Origin of the sequence: Pseudomonas sp. GD03862 (assembly GCF_029840855.1) — a bacterium.
GTDB classification, from domain to species: Bacteria; Pseudomonadota; Gammaproteobacteria; order Pseudomonadales; family Pseudomonadaceae; genus Aquipseudomonas; species Aquipseudomonas alloputida.
Window position 1 is genome coordinate 68,158 of the sequence record NZ_JAOCDI010000014.1, and the last position, 21,344, is coordinate 89,501.

The window sequence follows — 21,344 nt, forward strand, 5'->3', positions numbered from 1 at the left end:
AATGATCTCTGATACCTACAAGGTCCGCGTGAACCTGGGATTGTGTGCACTGGCCGCCGCCATCACGTTGGCCGGCTGTGCCGGCCTGCCCGACCAGCGCCTGGCCAACGAGGCCATGAAGCGCGGTGATACGGCATTGGCCGAGCGCAACTACAAGGCGCTGGCCGACCTGGGCTACAGCGAAGCGCAAGTCGGCCTGGCGGACATCAAGGTGGCCACCCGCGACCCCTCGCAAATCAAGGAAGCCGAGGCCACCTATCGCGCTGCGGCCGCCACGTCGCCACGCGCCCAGGCCCGCCTTGGCCGCCTGCTGGTGGCCAAGCCGGACAGCACCCAGGCCGAACGTGAGGAAGCCGAAACCCTACTCAAGCAGGCCGCGAAACAGGGCCAAAGCAATACCCTGATTCCGCTGGCAATGCTCTACCTAAGCTACCCGCAGAGTTTCCCCAAGGTCAACGCGCAGCAGCAGATCGACCAGTGGCGCGCCGCCGGCAACCCGGAAGCGGGCCTGGCCCAGGTGCTGCTGTACCGCACCCAGGGCACCTATGACCAGCACCTGGGTGAAGTGGAAAAGATCTGCAAGGCCGCGCTGAACACCACCGACATCTGCTACGTCGAACTGGCCACCGTGTACCAGAAACGTGGCCAGGCCGATCAGCAAGCCGCCCTGCTCGGCCAGCTGAAATCCGCCTATGCCCGTGGCGCCGTACCGGCCACCCGGGTTGACAGCGTGGCCCGGGTGCTGGCCGATCGCAGCCTTGGCCAGACCGACGAAAAAACCGCCAAGGAGTTGCTCGAGCAAATAGCCCCGGCCAATCCGGCGTCCTGGGTCAGCCTGGCACAGCTGGTATACGACTTCCCCGAACTGGGCGACACCGACCAGTTGATGGCCTACATCGACAAAGGCCGCGAAGCTGAACAGCCCCGCGCCGAACTGCTGCTGGGCCGTCTGTACTACGAAGGCAAAACCCTGCCAGCCGACGCTCAAAAAGCCGAGCAGCACCTGCAAGCCGCAGCCGAAGCCGGTGAGATCAGCGCCCATTACTACCTGGGCCAGCTTTACCGCCGCGGCTACCTGGGCAATGTCGAGCCGCAGAAGGCCGTCGACCACCTGCTGGCCGCCGCCCGTGGCGGGCAGAACAGCGCCGACTATGCCCTGGCCCAGCTGTTCAGCGAGGGCCACGGCATCCGCCCGCAACCGGGCAACGCCTGGGTGTTCGCCCAGCTGTCGCAGGCCAACCCGACGCCGCAATCAGCCGAACTGCTGCAGCAGCTCGACCAGCAACTGACACCTGACCAGCGCAACCAGGCCCAGCAACTGCTGGACCAGGAAAAGCGTGCACGCGGCAGCATGGCGCAGGGCGCGAACAGCACCCTGGCCCTCGAAGCCTTGCAAGACGACGAAAAAGAAGTAGACGGTGAGGACTCGCTATGACGCTCAATCCCTTCGTGAAAGCCGGCATCGGCCTGAGCTTCGCCCTGCTGTGGTCCTGCCCGACCCTGGCGGAAATGACCGCTGAAAAAAACTTCGGCCTGGACGTGAAAATCACCGGCCAGTCGGAAGACGACCGTGACCTCGGCACCCGCTCTGGCGGCGACGTCAACGGCCTGGGCCTGGATCTGCGCCCGTGGGTGTATGGCGAGCGCGGTAACTGGAGTGCCTACGCCATGGGCCAGGCAGTCGCTGCGACCGACACCATCGAAACCGACACCTTGCGCCAGAACGACGACGGCACCAGCACCGACACCGGCGACGACAGCCGTCAACCAGACAAAAGCTACCTGGCCATGCGCGAGTTCTGGGTCGGCTACAGCGGCCTTACCGCCTACCCTGGCGAGCAACTGCGCTTCGGTCGCCAGCGCCTGCGCAGCGACGATGGCATGTGGCGCGATACCAACATCGAAGCGCTGAACTGGACCTTCGACACCACGCTGCTCAAGGCCGACCTTGGCGTAGCCCAGCGTTTCAGCGAATACCGCACCGACCTCACCGAACTGGCGCCGGAAGACAAGGACCGCACCCACATCTACGGCAACGTCGCCACGCAGTGGACCCCTGGCCACTGGGTTGGCCTGCGCGCTCACCACACGCATGACAGCGGCAGCCTGAAGAGCCCCGGCGAAACGGTCGACGCGCTGGACAAGACCCGCACTGGCGACCTTACCTGGCTGGGTCTGGAGGCCAACAGCGACGCCTACAACTGGCGCAACGACCACACCGTGAATTACTGGGGCAGCGTCACCTGGCTGACCGGTGACCGCGACAAGCTGAGCACCCAGCAGGTGGGCGACGACCAAGTCGCCACCGGCAAGCAGAGCGGTGACGTCAACGCCTGGGCAACCGACCTCGGTATCCGCCTGCGCCTGGACCCGCAATGGCAGGTCGGCGCTGCGTACGCCCGCGGTAGCGGCGGCGGCGGCGATGACGGTTCGAACAACTTCGAGCAGACCGGCCTGGAGAGCAACCGCTCCAACTTCACCGGCACCCGCTCGCGCGTGCACCGCTTCGGCGAAGCGTTCCGCGGCGAACTGGGCAACCTGCAGGCCGCCACCCTGTTCGCTTCGTGGCAGCTGCGTGACGACTATGACGCCAGCCTGATCTACCACAAGTTCTGGCGTGTCGACGGTAACCAGAACATCGGCTCCAGCGGCATCAACGCGGTGGTCGACGACAACGGCGTGAACCGTCAGCTGGTCGACGGCGAGAAGGACCTTGGCCAGGAAATGGACGTGGTCGTGACCAAGTACTTCAAGCAAGGCCTGCTGCCGGCTTCGATGAGCCAGGCAATCGACGAGCCGTCAGCCCTGGTGCGCCTGCGTGCCGGTGTATTCAAGCCGGGCGACGCCTACGGCAAGGAAACGGACTCGTACATGCACCGCGCCTTCGTCGACGTCATCTGGCGCTTCTGAGGCCGTAGGGGACTGACCGTGATGAACCTTCACCCGCACTTACGTCACAGCCTGTTGGCCAGTGCCTTGCTGCTGGCAAGCGGCCTGGCCACTGCCGCAGAGCCCCAGGTGATCGCCAAGGAGCTGCAGCAGGCCAAGACCTATACGGTGGCCAGCGCACCGATCGAACCGCTGCAGATGGACCCGCCAAAGCTGCCCGACCTCACCGGTTTCACGGCCGAGGCGGTGCAGAAGAAAATCGACCGCCGCCACAAGGGCAAGGTCAGCCTGCGCCGTATGTTCCAGGAGGACACCCTCAAGGAGTTCGTCGGCGGCGACAACAAGGCCGCCGAGTGGGTGCAGCGCCAGCACGGCATCCCGCAGGCGATCTTCGTCGATGACGGCCATGTCGACCTGACCGAGTTGAGCAAGAAGGTGCCCAAACAGTACTTCAGCGAAGTCGAGCCTGGGGTTTACCTGGCACGCCTGCCGATCGTGGTCGGGCAAAAGGGCATCCTCGAGATCGACGGCAAGGTCAAACAGCTGCGCCTGTCCCAGGAGGGCGGCGCATTTCTGGTCAATGACGGCAAGCTGTTCGTAACCGACACCCAGGTGACCGGCTGGCGGGAAAAGGACAACGGCCCGGCGACCTTCCGCTCGCCCAAGGAATTCCGCCCGTTCCTGCTGTCGTGGGGCGGCACCGAGACCTACATCGTCAATACGAAGATGGCCAGCTTCGGCTACGCCAAGTCCAAGTCGTATGGCGTGAGCATCTCGCAGTACACGCCGAACATGGCCAAGCGCATGGGCCGCCCGGAGCCCACCGGCTGGATCATCGGTTCGGAGTTCAGCGACATGTGGTACGGCTTCTACTGCTACGAAACCCAGGACTTCGTGATCAAGGACAGCACCTACCGCGACAACATCGTCTACGGCATCGACCCGCACGACCGTTCGCATCGCCTGATCATCGCCGGCAACACGGTGTACGGCACCAAGAAGAAGCACGGCATCATCGTTTCGCGTGAGGTCAACGACAGCTGGATCATCAACAACAAGAGCTACGACAACAAGCTCTCGGGCGTGGTGATCGACCGTAACAGCGTCAACAACCTGGTGGCCTACAACGAGATCTACCGCAACCACACCGACGGCATCACCCTGTACGAAAGCGGCGACAACCTGATCTGGGGCAACAAGCTGGTCAACAACCGCCGCCACGGCATCCGCGTGCGTAACAGCGTGAACATCCGCCTGTACGAAAACGTCGCCATGGCCAACGGCCTGGTCGGCGTATACGGCCACATCAAGGACCTGTCCGACACCGACCGCGACATCGCCCTCGACCCGTTCGACACCAAGGTGTCGCTGATCGTGGTGGGTGGCGAGCTGTCGGCCAACGGCTCCGGCCCGCTGTCGATCGACTCGCCGCTGTCGGTCGAGCTGTACAAGGTGTCCATGCTCGCCCCACGCAAGGCCAGCGGCATCAGCCTCAATGGTGTGCTGGGCGAGCGCCAGGACGAAATCCTCGACCTGCTGGTACGCCAGCAGAAGGCTGTGCTGATCGACCCGGTCGAACGCCAGACCGAAATGATCGATTAAGGAAGCCCAGACCATGACTCCACACCTGATGAAACTGCTGGGCCTGTCCGCCGCCCTTCTGGCAATCAGCCAGGGCGTGCGCGCCGAAGACGTCAAGGCCCCGACCTTCAGCGCCGAGCCCTGCTGCCAGTTGTGCCCTGAAGCGCACGATGCCAGCCGCTACACCACCCGCTATCAGCAAAACTTCACCACGCTGGTGCAGGCCCAGGGCGACTGGCTGTTCCGCACCCGCGAAGACCTGCGCACCGAGTTCAACACCACCCCGGCCGGCTACAAACGCCTGAAGCAAGTGCACGACGCGTTCAAGAAACGTGGTGTGGAACTGGTGGTGGTGTACCAGCCGACCCGTGGCCTGGTGAACCGCAACATGCTCAACCCGGCAGAAAAAGCCGCCTTCGACTACCAGAAGGCCCTGGGCAACTACCAGGCCATGCTCAAGCGCTTCGCCAGCATGGGCTACAACGTGCCCGACCTGTCACCGCTGACCAACGAGCAACTGGCCGCCGCTGACCAGGGCAAGGACTTCTACTTCCGTGGCGACCAGCACTGGACGCCGTACGGTGCCGAGCGTGCGGCGAAGATCGTGGCCGACACCGTGCACAAGATGCCGGCCTTCGAAGGCATCCCGCGCAAGGAATTCGAGACCAGGAAGTCCGGGCGCATGGGCAAGACCGGCACCCTGCACAACGTTGCCGGCCAACTGTGCGGCACCAGCTACGCCGTCCAGTACATGGACCAGTTCGCCACCGAGCCGAAAGGCGCAAGCGGCGGCGACGACCTGTTCGGTGACAGCGGCAATGCGCAGATCACCCTGGTCGGTACCAGCCACAGCGGCAAAAACTACAACTTCTCGGGCTTCCTCGAGCAATACATCGGCGCCGACGTGCTCAACGTCGCCTTCCCAGGCGGCGGCCTGGAAGGGTCGATGATCCAGTACCTGGGCAGCGAGGAATTCCAGAAGAACCCGCCGAGGATCCTGATCTGGGAATTCTCCCCGCTGTACCGCCTGGACCAGGAAACCATCTGGCGGCAAATCCTTGGCCTGCTCGACGACGGCTGCGACGACCGCCCAGCCCTGATGAGCGCCAGCACCACCCTCAAGCCTGGCAAGAACGAGCTGATGGTCAACGGCAAGGGCGGCGTGATCAAAGACCTGATCAACCGCAACCTGCAGATGGACGTCAAGTTCGAAGACCCCTCGGTGAAGGTGTTGCAGGCCACCCTCTGGTACCTCAACGGCCGCCACGAGGACATCAAGCTGGAAAAACCGGAAACCTCCGACACCGACGGCCGCTTCGTCTTCCAGATGCGCGAAGACGAGGACTGGGCCAGCCAGCGCCTGCTTGCGTTCGAGGTACAGGGGCCGGAAAGCGGCACCCAGAAGGTCGAAGCCAAGCTCTGCAAACGCAACAACTTCGCCGTGCCTGCGCAGACCGCGCAGGCAGGCCAGTGAGGCGACCCATGACCCTTTTCAAACGAATTTCCAGCCCCGCCCTGCTCGCGTTGGCCTTGTTTGGTGGTGCCGCGCACGCCGCGCTGGTACCGCCGCAGGGTTACTACCAGGGGATCGAAAAGCTCAAGACCGGTGAGGGTAATTTCCGCTGCGAAGCGGCGCCCAAGCCATACACCGGCCCGCTGCAGTTTCGCAGCAAGTACGAAGGCTCGGACAAGGCACGGGCAACGCTCAACGCTGCCTCGGAAAAAGCCTTCCGCAAGTCGACCGAAGACATTACCACGCTGGAGAAAGGCGTGAGCAAGATGGTCGGCCAGTACATGCGCGACGGCCGCCCGGCGCAACTCGACTGCACCCTGACGTGGCTGGGCACCTGGGCACGTGCCGGTGCATTGCTGTCCACCGACTACAACCATACCGGCAAGTCGATGCGCAAATGGGCGCTGGGCAGCATGAGCGGTTCATGGTTGCGGCTGAAATTCTCCAACTCGCAGCCGCTGGCCGCACACCAGGCCGAGGCCGACCTGATCGAAAAATGGCTCACCCGCCTGGCCGAGCAGACTGTGCGTGACTGGAGCGACCTGCCGCTGGAGAAGATCAACAACCACAGCTACTGGGCGGCCTGGTCGGTCATGGCTACCGCCGTCGCCACCGACCGTCGCGACCTGTTCGACTGGGCCGTGAAGGAATACAAGGTGGGCGCCAACCAGGTGGATGACCAGGGCTTCCTGCCCAACGAAATCAAGCGCAAGCAGCGCGCGCTGGCCTATCACAACTACGCCTTGCCGCCGCTGGCGATGATTGCCAGCTTCGCCCAGGCCAATGGCGTCGACCTGCGCGCCGAGAACAACTTCGCCTTGCAGCGCCTGGGTGAAGGCGTGCTGGCCGGCGCCCGCGACCCCAGCCACTTCAAGGCGCGGGCGGGCAAGAAACAGGACATGACCGACCTCAAGGTCGACAGCAAGTACTCCTGGCTCGAGCCCTGGTGCGCGCTGTACCACTGCGTTGGCGACACGCTTGAGCGCAAGCACGACATGCAGCCGTTCAACAGCTTCCGGCTGGGCGGCGATGTGACCCGGGTCTATGACCCGAGTGCAGAGCGTAAAAAGTAACACCATCCCTGTAGGAGCGGGTTTACCCGCGAAGAGGCCGGGCCTGCCATCTGCGGTGCCCTGTGCCGGCCTCATTCGCGGGTGAACCCGCTCCTACGGGGGACTAGGTATCTCCCACCTTTTTGTGGGGGGTTTGGGGGGCGCTTTGCCCTGGATGCTGTGAACAAATTAGGAGAACCGGGATGGTCTTCTCGTCCAACGTGTTCCTGTTCCTGTTCTTGCCGATCTTCCTCGGCCTGTACTACTTGAGCGGGCAACGTTATCGCAACCTGCTGCTGCTGGTCGCCAGCTACATCTTCTACGCCTGGTGGCGGGTGGACTTCCTGGCACTGTTCGCCGGCGTCACCCTGTGGAACTACTGGATCGGCCTGAAAGTCGGTGCCGCCGGTGTGCGCACCAAGCCTGCGCAGCGCTGGCTGCTACTCGGCGTGGGTGTCGACCTGGCGATCCTCGGCTACTTCAAGTACGCCAACTTCGGCGTCGACAGCCTGAACGCGATCATGACGTCGTTTGGCCTGGAGCCATTCATTCTGACCCACGTGCTGCTGCCGATCGGTATCTCGTTCTACATCTTCGAGTCGATCAGCTACATCATCGACGTATACCGCGGTGACACCCCGGCTACCCGCAACCTGATCGACTTCGCAGCGTTCGTGGCGATTTTCCCGCACCTGATCGCAGGCCCCGTGCTGCGCTTCAAGGACCTGGTCGACCAGTTCAACAACCGCACCCACACCCTGGACAAGTTCTCCGAAGGCTGCACCCGCTTCATGCAGGGCTTCATCAAGAAGGTGTTCATCGCCGACACCCTGGCCGTGGTCGCCGACCACTGCTTCGCCCTGCAAAACCCCACCACGGGCGATGCCTGGCTCGGCGCCCTGGCCTACACCGCACAGCTGTACTTCGACTTCAGCGGCTACAGCGACATGGCCATCGGCCTGGGCCTGATGATGGGCTTCCGCTTCATGGAAAACTTCAAGCAGCCCTATATCAGCCAGTCGATCACCGAGTTCTGGCGGCGCTGGCATATCAGCCTGTCGACCTGGCTGCGCGACTATCTGTACATCACCCTGGGCGGTAACCGCAAAGGCACCTTCAATACCTACCGCAACCTGTTCCTGACCATGCTGCTGGGCGGCCTGTGGCACGGTGCAAACTTCACCTACATCATCTGGGGCGCCTGGCACGGCATGTGGCTGGCCATCGAGCGCGCGCTGGGCCTCGACACCAACCCGCAGCGCTTCAACCCGGTGAAGTGGGCCTTCACCTTCCTGCTGGTGGTGGTCGGCTGGGTGATCTTCCGCGCCGAAAACCTGCATGTGGCCGCCCGCATGTACGGCGCCATGTTCAGCTTCGGTGACTGGCAGCTGTCGGAGCTCAACCGTGCCCAGCTCACCGGTCTGCAGGTGGCCACCCTGGTCATCGCCTACCTCACCCTGGCGTTCTTCGGCCTGCGCGACTTCTACCGCAATGCCAGGCCGACGCCCAAGGCGACCCCGGTGCAGGTCAACGCTGACGGCTCGATCGGCCTGGACTGGACCCGGGTGATGACCCGCGCACTGATCCTGCTGCTGTTCGTCGCCTCGATCCTCAAGCTTTCGGCGCAAAGCTACTCGCCGTTCCTTTACTTCCAGTTCTGAGGTTGATGACCATGACCCGGACATTACGCATCACCTACTCCCTGTCGTTCCTCGGCCTGCTGGTCGGCATGGGCGCCTGGTCCACCGGTGGCCTGCAGAGTTTCCAGCGCACCGAGCAGATGACCCTGCTCAACGGCAAGCTGGCCAAGGCCGCCGAGACCCACTACGACGCCGAGTTCCCGATCAAGCGCCTGGGCACCAACCTGTGGGCGGCAATGGACTTCAAACTGTTCAACGAAGGCCGCCCGGGTGTGGTACTGGGCCGCGACCAGTGGTTGTTCAGCGACGAAGAGTTCAAGCCCACCGCCGGTGCCGAGCAATTGATGCAGGAAAACCTGGCACTGATCCGTGGCGTACGCGACACCCTGCAGCAACACGGTAGCCAGCTGGTGCTGGCGATCGTGCCGGCCAAGGCGCGGGTCTACGCCGAGTACCTGGGCAAAGAGCGGCCTGCCAGCCTGCATGACGACCTGTACAACCAGTTCCATGCCCAGGCACGCCAGGCAAACGTGTTCGCACCGGACCTGATGGCACCGATGGAGCAGGCCAAGGCCCGCGGCCAGGTATTCCTGCGTACCGATACCCACTGGACGCCTATGGGTGCCGAAGTGGCGGCGCAGGCGCTGGCCGAAGCGGTCAGCCGCCAGAGCCTGCTCAACGGCGACCCACAATCCTTCATCACCGAAGCCGGCAACACCGCCCCCTACAAGGGCGACCTGACCAACTTCCTGCCACTGGACCCCTTGTTCAGCAACCTGCTGCCAGCCCCGGACAACCTGCAGAAACGCACCACCCGGCCGGTCGATACCGAGGGTGACGCCGGCGACGCGTTGTTCGCCGACAAGCAGATCCCGGTTGCACTGGTAGGCACCAGCTACAGCGCCAACCCGCACTGGAACTTCCTCGGCGCGCTGCAGCAGGCCCTGCGCAGTGACGTCGCCAACTACGCCGAGGACGGCCATGGCCCGCTGCTGCCGATGCTCAAGTACCTGCAAAGCGATGCCTTTAAAAACGCCGCCCCACAAGTGGTGGTGTGGGAATTCCCCGAACGTTATCTGCCAATGAAAAACGACCTCAGCAGCTTCGATCCGCAGTGGATCGCGCAGCTGAAAAACTCCCGTAAATCCGAAGAAAACCTGGCCTTGTCGTCCACCCGGACAGACCACTGACTGATAGAGAGGAAACGCACATGACTACCAAGACTTCCATTGCCAAAGCCCTCACCCTCGCGGCCGGCCTTTCCCTTGCTTCGATGCAGGCCTTCGCTGGTGCCGACGCCGCACTGTATGGCCCAAGCGCGCCGAAAGGCTCGACCTTCGTACGCCTGTACAACGCGACCAGCGCACCCGCCGCCGCGTCGGTCGGCAACACCCAGATCAAACAGGTTGGCGCACAGGCCAGCAGCGACTTCAGTTTCCTGCCAGGCGGCGACTACACCGCCCAGGTCGGTGGCAAGAGCGTGCCGGTCAAGCTGGCCTCGGACAAGTACTACACCCTGGTCAACAGCAACAGCGGCACCCCGAAACTGATCGAAGAACCACCGTTCAAGAACAAGCAGAAAGCCCTGGTGCGCGTGCAGAACCTGAGCGACCAGCAACTGACACTGAAAACCGCCGACGGCAAGACCGAAGTGGTCAAGCCGGTGGCCGCCAACGGCCGTGGCGAACGCGAAATCAACCCGGTCAAGGTCAACCTGGCGCTGTACCAAGGAGACAAGAAAGTGGGTGACGTGAAACCCGTCGCCCTGGAGCGCGGCGAAGCCGCAGTGCTGTACGTAACGGGTTCCGGCAACGCCTTGTCGCCGGTGTGGGTAACTCGCCCCGTGGCTGGCAACTGATTCCCCTGCCTCTCAACGACTATTGGAGAAACATGATGATCCCGGTAATTCTTTCTGGTGGTAGCGGTTCCCGTCTGTGGCCTCTGTCGCGCAAGCAGTTCCCCAAACAGTTCCTGGCCCTGACCGGTGAACACACGCTGTTCCAGCAAACCATCGAGCGCCTGGTATTCGAGGGCATGGACACCCCGATCGTGGTCTGTAACAAGGACCACAAGTTCATCGTCCAGGAACAACTGGCCGCACTGAAGCTGGAAACCCAGGGCATCCTCATGGAACCGTTCGGCCGCAACACCGCGCCGGCCGTGGCCATGGCTGCCATGAAGCTGGTCAACGAAGGCCGCGACGAGCTGATGCTGGTGCTGCCTGCCGATCATGTGATCGATGACCAGAAAGCCCTGCAACGTGCCCTGGCCTTGGCCACCGTGGCCGCCGAGCGTGGCGAGATGGTGCTGTTCGGCGTGCCGGCGACCAAGCCGGAAACCGGCTATGGCTACATCCGCTCCAGCCAGGACGCGCTGCTGCCCGAAGGCGTGGCGCGGGTTGCGCAGTTCGTCGAGAAGCCCGACGAAAAACGCGCCGCCGAGTTCGTCCAGGCCGGTGGTTACTTCTGGAACAGCGGTATGTTCCTGTTCCGCGCCAGCCGCTTCCTCGAAGAGCTGAAAAAGCACGACGGCGACATCTACGATACCTGCGTACTGGCCCTGGAGCGCAGCCAGGAAGACGGCGATGTACTGAGCATCGACGAAGCCACCTTCGCCTGCTGCCCGGACAACTCCATTGACTATGCGGTGATGGAGAAAACCCAGCGTGCCTGCGTGGTGCCGATGTCGGCCGGCTGGAGCGATGTAGGCTGCTGGTCGTCGCTGTGGGAAGTGCACGAGAAAGACGACAACGGCAACGTCACCAAGGGCGACGTGGTGGTTCAAGACAGCCGCAACTGCATGATCCACGGCAACGGCAAACTGGTGTCGGTGATCGGCCTGGAGAACATCGTGGTGGTCGAGACCAAAGATGCCATGATGATTGCCCACAAGGACAAGGTCCAGGGCGTCAAGCAGATGGTCAAGACCCTCGACGAACAGGGCCGCACGGAAACCCAGAACCACCTGGAAGTGTATCGCCCGTGGGGCTCGTACGACTCGGTGGACATGGGCGGCCGCTTCCAGGTCAAGCACATCACCGTCAAGCCGGGCGCCAGCCTGTCGCTGCAGATGCACCATCACCGCGCCGAGCACTGGATCGTGGTATCCGGTACCGCCGAGGTGACCTGCGACGAAAACGTGTTCCTGCTGACCGAAAACCAGTCGACCTACATCCCCATCGCTTCGGTGCACCGTTTGCGCAACCCGGGCAAGATCCCGCTGGAGATCATCGAGGTGCAGTCCGGCAGCTACCTGGGCGAGGATGACATCGAGCGCTTCGAGGATGTGTATGGGCGCACGTCCACCCCCATGGAGCGCGGCGTTTCGGTGAAGACCATCGCACAGTAAATGCTGACTCGCCCCTGGGCTGACCAGGGGCGAGCCTGCTCATTCACCGCTCGGGGCTATGACGTAGATGTCGAATGGGCCACCCACCACCTTGAAAGGTCGCTGCAAATCATCCTCCCCTTCAAATTCGAAGGACTCAGCCCTGATGCTCGTGGCAGTCATTTCGAGTTTCCGGATACGCCCGGATTTCGCATAGCCGCCATAGGTTGTGCCGCGCTTGTGAACAAGCGCCCGGTTCGCCTCACCCCCGATAACGACATCCCGCACGCCCTCCTGTAGTTCCAGATCGAAGTCAATGTAGACGTCCGCATCTTCGGCCTGCCCCTTGTAGGCGTACAACCACGCTGATTTTTCAGCGTTCCCGTAGTCCACGCCCTCGGAAACGAAATCCTCCTTTTGACCCGCAAGGCTGATGAGAGCCGTAACGTTGCCCTTGGCAGGTGTTTTTTTCATTTCTTGCACAAGCTCTCGCTCAATTGCTGTGTGACTCATGGCCATGCTCCTTTTGAATAGGCATGGCGGAATCTAGAATGGATATACGCTTTCCACTACTCGCAGTATTGCCAGGTCTGGCTTCTGGCACGGTTGCTCACCGGTTACCTGACTGCTGGGTTTTAGGTAGGCTGTAGCCATCCCTGCGCGCGAATGAGGCGATAACGCGATGCTGATCGGTGCCCTGCTGATCCTCACCTGGCTGGTGTTGTTGTTGCGTTACCCAGCCAAGGCTCTTCCCATCTCCCTGGCGGCTGTGTGTGGCCTGGGCCTGGTGGCCTTGTTCGTCGTCTGGCAAGACAGCCGGGAAAGCAGTCGACTGGCGCGCCTGGACCTGCGTCTGACCTACGCCCCCGAACACTGTCCCGCCGACCGTGCCTTGCAGGTACGCATGAAGAACGGCAACGACGTGCCGCTGACCGAACTGCGCTGGCGCGTGGCGGCGTACGCACCGGGCGATACCGTGAACCTGGCCGAGAACACCTACAACGCCCCGCGATACCGCGGGCCAGGTGAATTGCAGCCGGGGGCCGAGTGGCAAGACTGCCTGCCATTGCCGCCACTGCGTTCCGGCTATCGGCCGCAGACCCTGGAATTCCGCGCAGAACGCCTGCAAGGTACATTTGCCAATTGATGTGTTGCCTATGCCGGCCTCTTCGCGGGTAGTCCCGCTCCTGCAGGGTGTGTAGGAGCGGGTTTACCCGCGAAGAGGCCGGCACAGGCAACAACCAATCCTCCATGACAACAGGCCCCAACCATGCCCACCGTCCTGATCACCGGTTGTTCCAGCGGCATCGGCCGCGCCCTGGCCGACGCCTTCCGCGATGCGGGCCACCATGTCTGGGCCACCGCCCGCAAGCCTGAGGATGTCGAGCAGTTGAGTGCCGCCGGCTACACGGCCCGGCAGCTGGATGTAAACGATGGCGAGGCGCTGGCCCGCCTGGCAGAGGAACTTGAGACCCTCGATATCCTGATCAACAACGCCGGCTACGGCGCCATGGGCCCACTGCTCGATGGTGGCGTCGACGCCCTGCGCCAGCAATTCGAAACCAACGTCTTCGCCGTGGTCGGCGTTACCCGGGCGCTGTTCCCGCTGCTACGCCGCTCACGCGGCCTGGTGGTGAATATCGGCAGTGTATCGGGCGTGCTGGTCACGCCATTCGCTGGCGCGTACTGCGCCTCGAAGGCGGCTGTGCATGCCCTGAGCGATGCCTTGCGCCTGGAACTGGCGCCGTTCGGTGTGCGGGTAATGGAAGTACAGCCGGGCGCAATCGCCTCGCAGTTCGCCAGCAATGCCCAGCGCCAGGCCGAGCAGGTGCTGGCGGCAGACTCGGCGTGGTGGCCTTTGCGTGAGCATGTGCAGGCGCGGGCGCGGGCATCGCAGGACAAGCCAACGTCGGCGGCGGTATTTGCCCAAGGCGTGCTGGCAGCCGTCGGCAAGTCGCCGGTGCCCGCGGTGGTACGTTTGGGGAATGGCAGTACAGCCTTGCCGCTGATGGCACGGTTGCTGCCGCGGCGGTTGCTGGACTGGGCACTGCGCAAGCGCTTTGGCCTGCTGCGCCCGCTCTGAGTGATCGCCTGCCTGTACCCGCGAAAGGGCCGGGCCTGTAGGCCAATTTTCACCCACCGTTCACTGTTGCCGCCGCTACCGTATTCGCGGGTAAACCCGCTCCTACACAGATTGGTGGGGGGCACACATCGGTGGTTGGACACAGGCCGCCGTTTACACGCGAAAGGCCCGGGCCTGCTGGCCAATTTTCACCCGCCGTTTACCGTTGCCGCCGCTACCGTATTCGCGGGTAAACCCGCTCCTACACAGATTTGGTGGTGGACACACATCGGTGGTTGGACACAGGCCGCCGTTTACCCGCTAAAGGGCCGGGCCTGCTGGCCAATTTTCACCCGCCGTTTACCGTTGCCGCCGCTACCGTATTCGCGGGTAAACCCGCTCCTACACCAGATTGGTGGTGGACACACATCGGTGGTTGGACACAGGCCGTCGTGTAGGAGCGGGTTTACCCGCGAAGAGGCCAGTACAGGCTGTAAAGCATCATGCCATGGACCGCAGTACCCCGCCCTCCAGATACTGCGCGTCCTCTCTAACCGTGAGCATTCGGCGGCGGCTCATCAAACGCCTGCCAGCCTCCACCCAGCGCCTTGTACAGCCCCACCAGCGCCTGCGACACCGCGGCCGAGCTGTCGATCCATTGCTCCTCGCTGGCCAGCAGCGCGCCTTGCACCGTCAGCACATTGAGAAAGTCCACCGCCCCTTCCACATACTGGCGCTGGGCGGTTTCCAGGGCGATACGGTTTTGCCGCACGGCCTCGGCAAGGTGATCACGGCGCAACTGACTGGCGTTGTACAGGCGTAGCACATCGTCAATTTCATGCCAGGCCCCCAGCACCACCTTGCGATAGTTCAGCGCGGCTTCCTGCTGTTGCGCCTCGCGCAGTTCCAGGGTGCCCTTGAGCCGGCCACCTTCGAAAATCGGCAGCGACATCTGTGGACCGAAGGCAAACCGGCGCGAATCCCAGCCACCGAAATCCGACAGCTGCATCGCCTGGAAGCCGACACTGCCCGACAGGCGGATACTCGGGTAGAAATCCGCCTTGGCCACGCCAATGCTGGCGGTGGCGGCATGCAGGCGGGCCTCGGCCTGGCGGATGTCCGGGCGGCGCTCGGCCAGTTCGGACGGCAAGCCGATGGCAAACTTCTGCTGCGGCGCAGGCAGCTCGCCGCCTGGCAGCAATTCGGCCTGGAGGCTGCGCGGCGGCTCGGCAGCGAGCAGGCTAAGGGCATTGATCAGGTCATCACGCCGCGCTTCCAGGCTTGGCAGACGCGCTTCGATAGACGCGACCTGGGCGCTGGCCTGAGCCACATCCAGGCGCGTGGCAACACCTTCGGCCTGGCGGTCCTGGGACAGCTTCAGGCTGTGCCGGGCGACCCTGAGGTTATCCTGCGTCACATCGAGGGTGTGCTGCACGGCACACAACTGTATGTAGTTGCCAGCGGTTTCCGAAAGCAGTGCCAACAGCACACCGCGGCGGTCATTCTCGGCCACTTCGACCGTGGCATCGGCAGCCTCGACCTGACGCCGCACACGGCCCCACAGGTCCAGTTCCCAACCGGCAACCAGGTCGCCCTGCCAGAGGTTGAAGGCTTCTTTCCCGGCCTTGCCGGACGGATCGCTCAAACCATCGGCGCTGTTACGAGCACGGCTGTAACCGGCGTTCACGTCCACCGACGGTACTTCGTCAGCAGCCAAGGTACTGCGCAGGGCACGGCTTTGCAGCAGCCGCGCGCTGGCCATCTGCAGGTCGAGGTTGCGTTCGGCAACGCGCTGGATCAAAGCGCTCAGGCGGGCATCGTGGAACGTTTCCCACCAGCGCAGCTCAAGCGGTTCGGCCTGCGGCTGGCTGGCCGCTGCCTCGCCTTGCAGCGGCGCCCACTGCTGCGGGGCCTGGCTATCTGGGCGCAGGAAATCCGGACCCAGGGTGCAACCGGTCAGCAGCACAGCCAGCAGCAAAGGGCTCAAGCGTAATCCCGGTTTCATCGCGCGCTTACCTCTTTGCCGTCCAGCTTGTCGCCACGCGTGTCGATGGTGGCTTCGACCGACATGCCCACACGCAGGCGGGTGAGCAGTGGCTGGCCATCATCGAGAACGATCTTGACCGGAATGCGCTGCACCACCTTGGTGAAGTTGCCGGTGGCGTTGTCTGGCTTGACTGCGGCGAAGGTGACGCCGGTAGCCGGGGCAATGCTCTGCACATGGCCTTGCAGGGTTTCGCCGGAGAAGGTGTCGACACTGATGCGCACCGGCTGGCCCGGCTGTACGTGGGTCAGCTGGGTTTCCTGGAAGTTGCCGACCACATAGGCCTGCTGCAACGGCACCACCGACAGCAGGCGAGCGCCCGGGTTGACGTAGGCCCCCACGCGCAGGGCGCGTTCGCCGACCATACCGTCCACCGGCGCTGTGATGCGGGTGTAGGACAGATCGAGCTGGGCCTTTTCCAGGCCTGCTTCTGCACGCTTGAGCTGGCCATCGGCGCTGGCCACTTGAGCCGTGAGGATGTCCACCTGCTTGCGCGCCGCGACCCGCGCAGCTTGAGCGTTGGCCAGGCGAGCACGGGCTTGATCGACAGCGCTGCGCGCCTGCTGGGCGTTCTGCACGGTACCCGCGCCCTGCTCGGCAAGGCGGCTGTAGCGGTTGACTTCATGGTCGGCGAACGCCACTTCAGCCTGGGCCGCCTTCACTGCCGCTTCGGCCTGGGCAATCAGCGCGTCCTGGCGTTCAAGCGTGGCGCGGGCATCGGCGCTTTGTGCCTGGGCTACCAGTAACTGCGCCTGCGCAGCATCCAGCGCGGCCTGGTAGTCACGCGCGTCGATGGTCGCCAGCAACTGGCCAGCTGTGACCTGCTGATTGTCTTCCACCAGCACTTGCTTGATGAAACCGGCGACTTTGGGCGCGACCACGGTGTAGTCGGCGGTCACATAGGCGTCATTGGTGCTCTGGCGGTGATCGCTGCCAAACATCCAGGGGCCGACGATGCCGGCCAGGACGGCCACGGCCAGCACCGAGCCGATGAAAAGGGTTTTGCGGTTGTTGGTCATTTCAATGGTTCTCGAAATCATCCAGGGTTCAAGCCACCGCACGCGGCGGATAGACCCGAGTAGGCACGAAAGGAATCAGGCAGATCAGGGCCACGGCGATACAGGCCAGCACCAGATAGAGGTCAGCCGAGGTCAATACCTGCGCCTGGTCGTGAATGCGCTTGGCCAGGCCAGCGGCGTTGCCGTCAACCAGCGGCGCGTTGCCCAGGCTGTCCACCAGGTGATTGGAATGGAAATGCCGGCGCAGGGTGCCAAGAACATCCAACAGGCCACCGGCGATGACGGCGGCCAGGCCCTTGACGGTGTTGAACCAGCTGGAGGCGAACGGGCCTTCCTGCGGGGTCATGCCATTGGTGGACAGCATCAGCAGCGGCAGCACTGCCATCGGCTGGCCGAACACCTGCAGCAGGTAGAACGGGTAGAAGTCGCCACGGATCCACTCGCTGGTCAGCAGGCTGCTGCCAACACAGGACACCGCCAGCATCGCCAGGCCAATGCCCAGCACCCAGCGGCAGTCCACTGCGCGGATGTTGCACAGTGCCGCCGTCAGCGGCAGGGCGATCAGTTGCGGCATGGCCACCAGCATCATCAACGGGCTGGTCTGCGCCGGGCGGTAGCCCTGGATCTGCGCAAGGTAGGCCGAGGGGATGCTGCCCACACCCGAAAGCACGACCAGCACGCCGGCCAGGGTCACCAGGGCGAAACTCAAGTTGCGCCGCTGCAACAAGCGCAACTGGAAAAACGGCAACGGCTCGGACCACTCGTTGTACATGAACAACACCAGCAACAGCAGGCCACCGCCCAGCAGCCAGCAGATCAGCGGCGAGTCGAACCAACCCCAGCGGTCGCCCAGCGACAGGCCCAGCACAGTGCAACTGATGGCGGGCAGGCCCAGCAGTACGCCCCGCCAGTCGAACTGTTTGAAACGCTCCAGGCGCAGCGGGTCCTGCGGCAGCCCCCAGCCTACGCAGACCATGGCCAGCAGCGAGGGCAGGATGATCTGCCAGAATGCCCATTGCCAACCGACGTATTCGGTCCACAGCCCCGCCAGCGGCGTGCCGAGGTTGGGGCCAAAGGTGGCGGTCAGGGCGTAGCAAGCCAAGCCATAGACCTTGATACCTGGCGGCAGAAAGCGCAGGGCCACGCTCATCAGCATCGGCGGCAAGGCGCCAGCGGCAAAGCCCTGCAGTACGCGCAGCAACATCAAGCTGTGCAGGTTGGGGGCGAACGGTTGCAGCAGGCCAAGCACGGCGAACAGACCCACCGCGCTCATGGTGAAGCGGCGCAGCGAGAAGGTCGTGGCCAGCCACGGCGCAAAGGCCATGGCCGAGACCGAAGCGGCGCTGTATACCGCCAGCAACCAGGCACCTTCATCGGCACCGATGCCCATGGCGCCGCGGATATCGGCCAGGGAAATCTTGGTTACCGACTCGTTGAGGCCGGCGCACAGCACAGCCAGCAACACACCGAACAACCCGACCACTACCTGCAGGCCGAACGCAGCCTGCGCGGGCGCAGCCGGCGCAGGGGCGGCGGCCATGGCGGCAGACGGGACGGACAGGGAACTCATGGGCAGACATCTCCGGCAACAAAATTTGCGACTGGAGCAAGTCTAAAAAGGTCGAATACTTACGAAAACTGACTTGTTGGCAGTTTTATATTGCGTCAAACGCAATCGGGCAGCGGATGCGCACGTGCCCCACGCCTCAAGGGTCCATCCTGCCGCACGCCTTCAACGTCTGCCGCAGCCAGCGATGGGCCGGGTCGTTATCGAACCGCGGGTGCCATGCCTGCATGACGTTGACCTTTTCCAGTGGCACGGGGATCTCGAAGGACCGCAATGGCAGTTTCAGCCGGTTCACACTGTTCAGGATATTGGCGGGTATCGGCAAGATCAGGTCCGAGTCCGGCAGCGAAAACATCGCGGAGTGAAAACTCGTCGTGATCAGCGCTACCCGGCGCTCCACCTTGTAATTGGCCAGCGCCACGTCGATAGGCCCATTGGCACGGCCACGGCGTGACACGCTGATGTGCGGGTAGGCGGCGAAGCGCTCAGGGGTGATCTCGTCATCGAAAACCGGGTGCCCTTCACGCGCCAAGCCCACGAAGTAGGTGTTGAACAGGCTCTGAACCTTGATTTCGGGGCCCAGTTCAATGGCTGAACTGATGATCAGGTCGATTTGCCCATTGCGCAGCACCGCATCATCGTCGCCGCTGCCCTCCGGCACAAAACGCAGCACCGTATGCGGTGCCTGGGCCAGCATCATGCGCAACAACTGAGCGCCATACAGGGCGATGAACAAGTCATTGGTGCGGATGTTGAAGGCACGGTCCAGGTTCACCAGGTCGACATCGTCGCGACTGCGAAATACCTGCCCGGCCTGCTCCACCAGGCCATGCACCTGCTCGCGCAGGGCCAGCGCACGTGGCGTCGGCACCAGGCCACGGCCGGCGCGCACCAGGATCGGGTCGCCCAGCGCTTCGCGGATACGCCCCAGGGTTCGGCTCATGGCTGCCGGGCTCAGGTTCATGCGTTGCGCCGCGCCAACCACGCTGCCCTCGTCGAGCAAGGCATCGAGGGCGACAAGCAGGTTCATGTCCGGAAGTTGCATGGCCGTTTTCCGTTACAGCTGTAGGGAATGCGATGGTATCAGGTAGATGGATTGCACCGGACGCAATGCGCTTGTGCGTGGTGGGCCATTTATTCAGGGGAAGGGTTGGGTCAAGAATGATGCATGGCAGGTTTGGCCCTTTCGCGGGTAAACCCGCTCCTACGTTGGTCTACGCGAAGAGGCCGCCCCAGCCCCCCAAATACATCAAGGATTCTGCATGCCCAGCCCCGTCCTGATCGCCATCGACGCCTCCCCCGCATCTGCCGCCCTGCTTGCCCTCGCCCGCCGCTACTGCCGCCCGGGCGAGCACGAACTGCACGTGCTGCTGGCCATCGATTCCACCTTCGCGGTGCACGAGCAACCCGCGCCCTACACCGCCGAGGAACTGGAAGAATACCCCGCCGCCTGCGAGGAACAGCAGCATGCCGACCACGCCGTAGCCGAGGCCGTGCGCGAACTGCAGCAAGCCGGCTTCGCCAGTCAGGGCTGCATGGTGGCCGGGCTGCCGGTTGAAGCGATTGTGGCCAAGGCGCAGGAATTGAACTGCGAACTGATCATCATGGGCCACCGCCACCTGTCGCGGCTGGGGCGGTTGCTCGACCCATCGATCAGCGCGAAGGTGATTGATCGGGTCGAAGTGCCGGTGTTGGTGGGGGCGGCGAGTGCATGATTGGAGCGATGTGCCGCCTGTAAGATCGAGCACCACGCGAGCGGCGCTCGATCAGTCTGGCGACCTGCCTCTCAAGGCGAACTCGGCTTCACCACCACCGTACAGGTCGTCCCCGCCGCCAGCAAAAACCCTTCCGGCACTTCATCGATGTGAATGCGCACCGGCACCCGCTGTGCCAGCCGCACCCAGTTGAAGGTCGGATTCACGTCGGCGATCAGCTCGCGGCTCTGTGGGTTGTCGCGGTCATAGATGCCGCGGGCGATGCTCTCCACATGCCCCTTGAGGCGCTCGCCGCTCATCATCTGCAATTCGGCCTGGTCACCCACCTTCACATGCGGCAGCTTGGTCTCCTCGAAGAACCCATAAACCCAGAACGAGTGCTCGTCGACCACCGCCATCACCGCTTCACCGGTACGCGCATAGTCGCCCTTGTGGATATTCAGGTTGGTCACATAGCCGTCAACCGTCGCCACGATATGCGTACGCTTGAGGTTCAGCTCGGCTGCGGCCAACTCGGCCAGGGCTTGTTGATAATCGGCTTGGGCGGAATTGGCGATGTTGCTGGCGTCGTCGCGGTTTTCCTTGGAGATCACCAGGTTGTCCATGTCGGCACGGCGCTTGGCATTGACCTTGCGCATTTCCCAGGTGGCCTTGCGCGAGGCGACCAGCGCCTTGGCCTGGTCGACGGCCAACTGGTAGTGCTCAGGGTCGATCTGGATCAGCAGGTCGCCCTTCTTCACCCGCTGGTTGTCCTTGACCGGTACATCCACCACGTAGCCGGGCACGTCGGCAGCGACGTTGATGATGTCGGCACGCACACGGCCATCACGGGTCCATGGCGTGGTCATGTAGTGCAGCCACAACTGGCGACCGATGGCCACGGCAGCGACCAGCACCAGCAGGGTGGCGATCAGGCTGAAGAACTTTTTCATCGA

At 63.4% G+C, this 21,344-nt stretch carries 18 protein-coding genes; 12 read left to right on the forward strand and 6 right to left on the reverse strand.

The features are described 5' to 3' along the window. Nucleotide 1 precedes the first annotated feature (1 nt). The 9 genes from algK (at nucleotide 2) to N5D53_RS11865 (ending at nucleotide 12,023) form a co-directional block, all read left to right on the forward strand. A complete protein-coding gene (algK, locus tag N5D53_RS11825; RefSeq protein WP_279840339.1) occupies nucleotides 2-1,435 on the forward strand; it encodes an alginate biosynthesis TPR repeat lipoprotein AlgK in 1,434 nt (477 codons plus the stop codon). Then, a complete protein-coding gene (locus N5D53_RS11830; protein WP_064490718.1) occupies nucleotides 1,432-2,910 on the forward strand; it encodes an alginate export family protein in 1,479 nt (492 codons plus the stop codon). Before algK ends, N5D53_RS11830 begins: the two co-directional genes overlap by 4 nt. A 21-nt stretch (nucleotides 2,911-2,931) precedes the next feature. Beyond that, nucleotides 2,932-4,491: a mannuronan 5-epimerase AlgG gene (gene algG, locus N5D53_RS11835; protein ID WP_003251754.1), complete on the forward strand. Its 1,560-nt coding sequence runs from the start codon at nucleotides 2,932-2,934 to the stop codon at nucleotides 4,489-4,491. A gap of 13 nt (nucleotides 4,492-4,504) precedes the next feature. After that, entirely contained in the window at nucleotides 4,505-5,944 is a 1,440-nt protein-coding gene (locus N5D53_RS11840; RefSeq protein WP_279840340.1) for an alginate biosynthesis protein AlgX, read from the forward strand. Between the two features lie 8 nt (nucleotides 5,945-5,952). Then, nucleotides 5,953-7,056 (forward strand): mannuronate-specific alginate lyase, encoded by a 1,104-nt coding sequence (locus N5D53_RS11845; RefSeq protein WP_279840341.1) that lies wholly within the window; start codon nucleotides 5,953-5,955, stop codon nucleotides 7,054-7,056. Nucleotides 7,057-7,238: 182 nt separating this feature from the next. Further along, a complete protein-coding gene (locus N5D53_RS11850) occupies nucleotides 7,239-8,696 on the forward strand; it encodes an MBOAT family protein (protein ID WP_010952409.1) in 1,458 nt (485 codons plus the stop codon). Nucleotides 8,697-8,707: 11 nt separating this feature from the next. Further along, nucleotides 8,708-9,865 (forward strand): alginate O-acetyltransferase, encoded by a 1,158-nt coding sequence (locus N5D53_RS11855; protein WP_266023133.1) that lies wholly within the window; start codon nucleotides 8,708-8,710, stop codon nucleotides 9,863-9,865. Nucleotides 9,866-9,885: 20 nt separating this feature from the next. Beyond that, entirely contained in the window at nucleotides 9,886-10,533 is a 648-nt protein-coding gene (locus tag N5D53_RS11860; protein WP_104962537.1) for an alginate O-acetyltransferase AlgF, read from the forward strand. A gap of 35 nt (nucleotides 10,534-10,568) precedes the next feature. Then, nucleotides 10,569-12,023, forward strand: a complete 1,455-nt coding sequence (locus tag N5D53_RS11865; protein WP_029615389.1) for a mannose-1-phosphate guanylyltransferase/mannose-6-phosphate isomerase — start codon at nucleotides 10,569-10,571, stop codon at nucleotides 12,021-12,023. Nucleotides 12,024-12,062: 39 nt separating this feature from the next. Here N5D53_RS11865 and N5D53_RS11870 read toward each other — a convergent pair whose 3' ends face one another. Further along, entirely contained in the window at nucleotides 12,063-12,515 is a 453-nt protein-coding gene (locus N5D53_RS11870; RefSeq protein ID WP_190869992.1) for a hypothetical protein, read from the reverse strand. A 169-nt stretch (nucleotides 12,516-12,684) separates the two neighbouring features. Here N5D53_RS11870 and N5D53_RS11875 point away from each other — a divergent pair, with 169 nt between their 5' ends. Further along, nucleotides 12,685-13,149: a hypothetical protein gene (locus N5D53_RS11875; RefSeq protein ID WP_014592314.1), complete on the forward strand. Its 465-nt coding sequence runs from the start codon at nucleotides 12,685-12,687 to the stop codon at nucleotides 13,147-13,149. A gap of 123 nt (nucleotides 13,150-13,272) precedes the next feature. Then, nucleotides 13,273-14,085 (forward strand): SDR family oxidoreductase, encoded by an 813-nt coding sequence (locus tag N5D53_RS11880; protein WP_020193631.1) that lies wholly within the window; start codon nucleotides 13,273-13,275, stop codon nucleotides 14,083-14,085. A 529-nt stretch (nucleotides 14,086-14,614) separates the two neighbouring features. On the opposite strand, the gene N5D53_RS11885 is transcribed toward N5D53_RS11880, so the two are convergent. From N5D53_RS11885 to N5D53_RS11900, 4 genes are all read right to left on the reverse strand, one after another. After that, complete coding sequence (locus N5D53_RS11885; protein ID WP_279840346.1) at nucleotides 14,615-16,069, reverse strand: efflux transporter outer membrane subunit; 1,455 nt, start codon at nucleotides 16,067-16,069, stop codon at nucleotides 14,615-14,617. Continuing rightward, nucleotides 16,066-17,127: an HlyD family secretion protein gene (locus N5D53_RS11890; RefSeq protein ID WP_049587435.1), complete on the reverse strand. Its 1,062-nt coding sequence runs from the start codon at nucleotides 17,125-17,127 to the stop codon at nucleotides 16,066-16,068. The genes N5D53_RS11885 and N5D53_RS11890 overlap by 4 nt, the downstream gene beginning before the upstream one ends. A gap of 28 nt (nucleotides 17,128-17,155) precedes the next feature. Beyond that, nucleotides 17,156-18,697 carry an MFS transporter gene (locus N5D53_RS11895; RefSeq protein ID WP_020192686.1) on the reverse strand — a complete coding sequence of 514 codons (1,542 nt, stop codon included), beginning with the start codon at nucleotides 18,695-18,697 and terminating at the stop codon, nucleotides 17,156-17,158. Between the two features lie 136 nt (nucleotides 18,698-18,833). Next, nucleotides 18,834-19,739, reverse strand: coding sequence for a LysR family transcriptional regulator (locus N5D53_RS11900; RefSeq protein ID WP_003251728.1), 906 nt, complete (start codon nucleotides 19,737-19,739; stop codon nucleotides 18,834-18,836). 217 nt (nucleotides 19,740-19,956) lie between these two features. Here N5D53_RS11900 and N5D53_RS11905 point away from each other — a divergent pair, with 217 nt between their 5' ends. After that, a complete protein-coding gene (locus N5D53_RS11905) occupies nucleotides 19,957-20,409 on the forward strand; it encodes a universal stress protein (protein ID WP_190869991.1) in 453 nt (150 codons plus the stop codon). Between the two features lie 71 nt (nucleotides 20,410-20,480). Here N5D53_RS11905 and N5D53_RS11910 read toward each other — a convergent pair whose 3' ends face one another. Beyond that, nucleotides 20,481-21,341 carry an HlyD family secretion protein gene (locus N5D53_RS11910; protein ID WP_004575355.1) on the reverse strand — a complete coding sequence of 287 codons (861 nt, stop codon included), beginning with the start codon at nucleotides 21,339-21,341 and terminating at the stop codon, nucleotides 20,481-20,483. Nucleotides 21,342-21,344 lie beyond the last annotated feature (3 nt).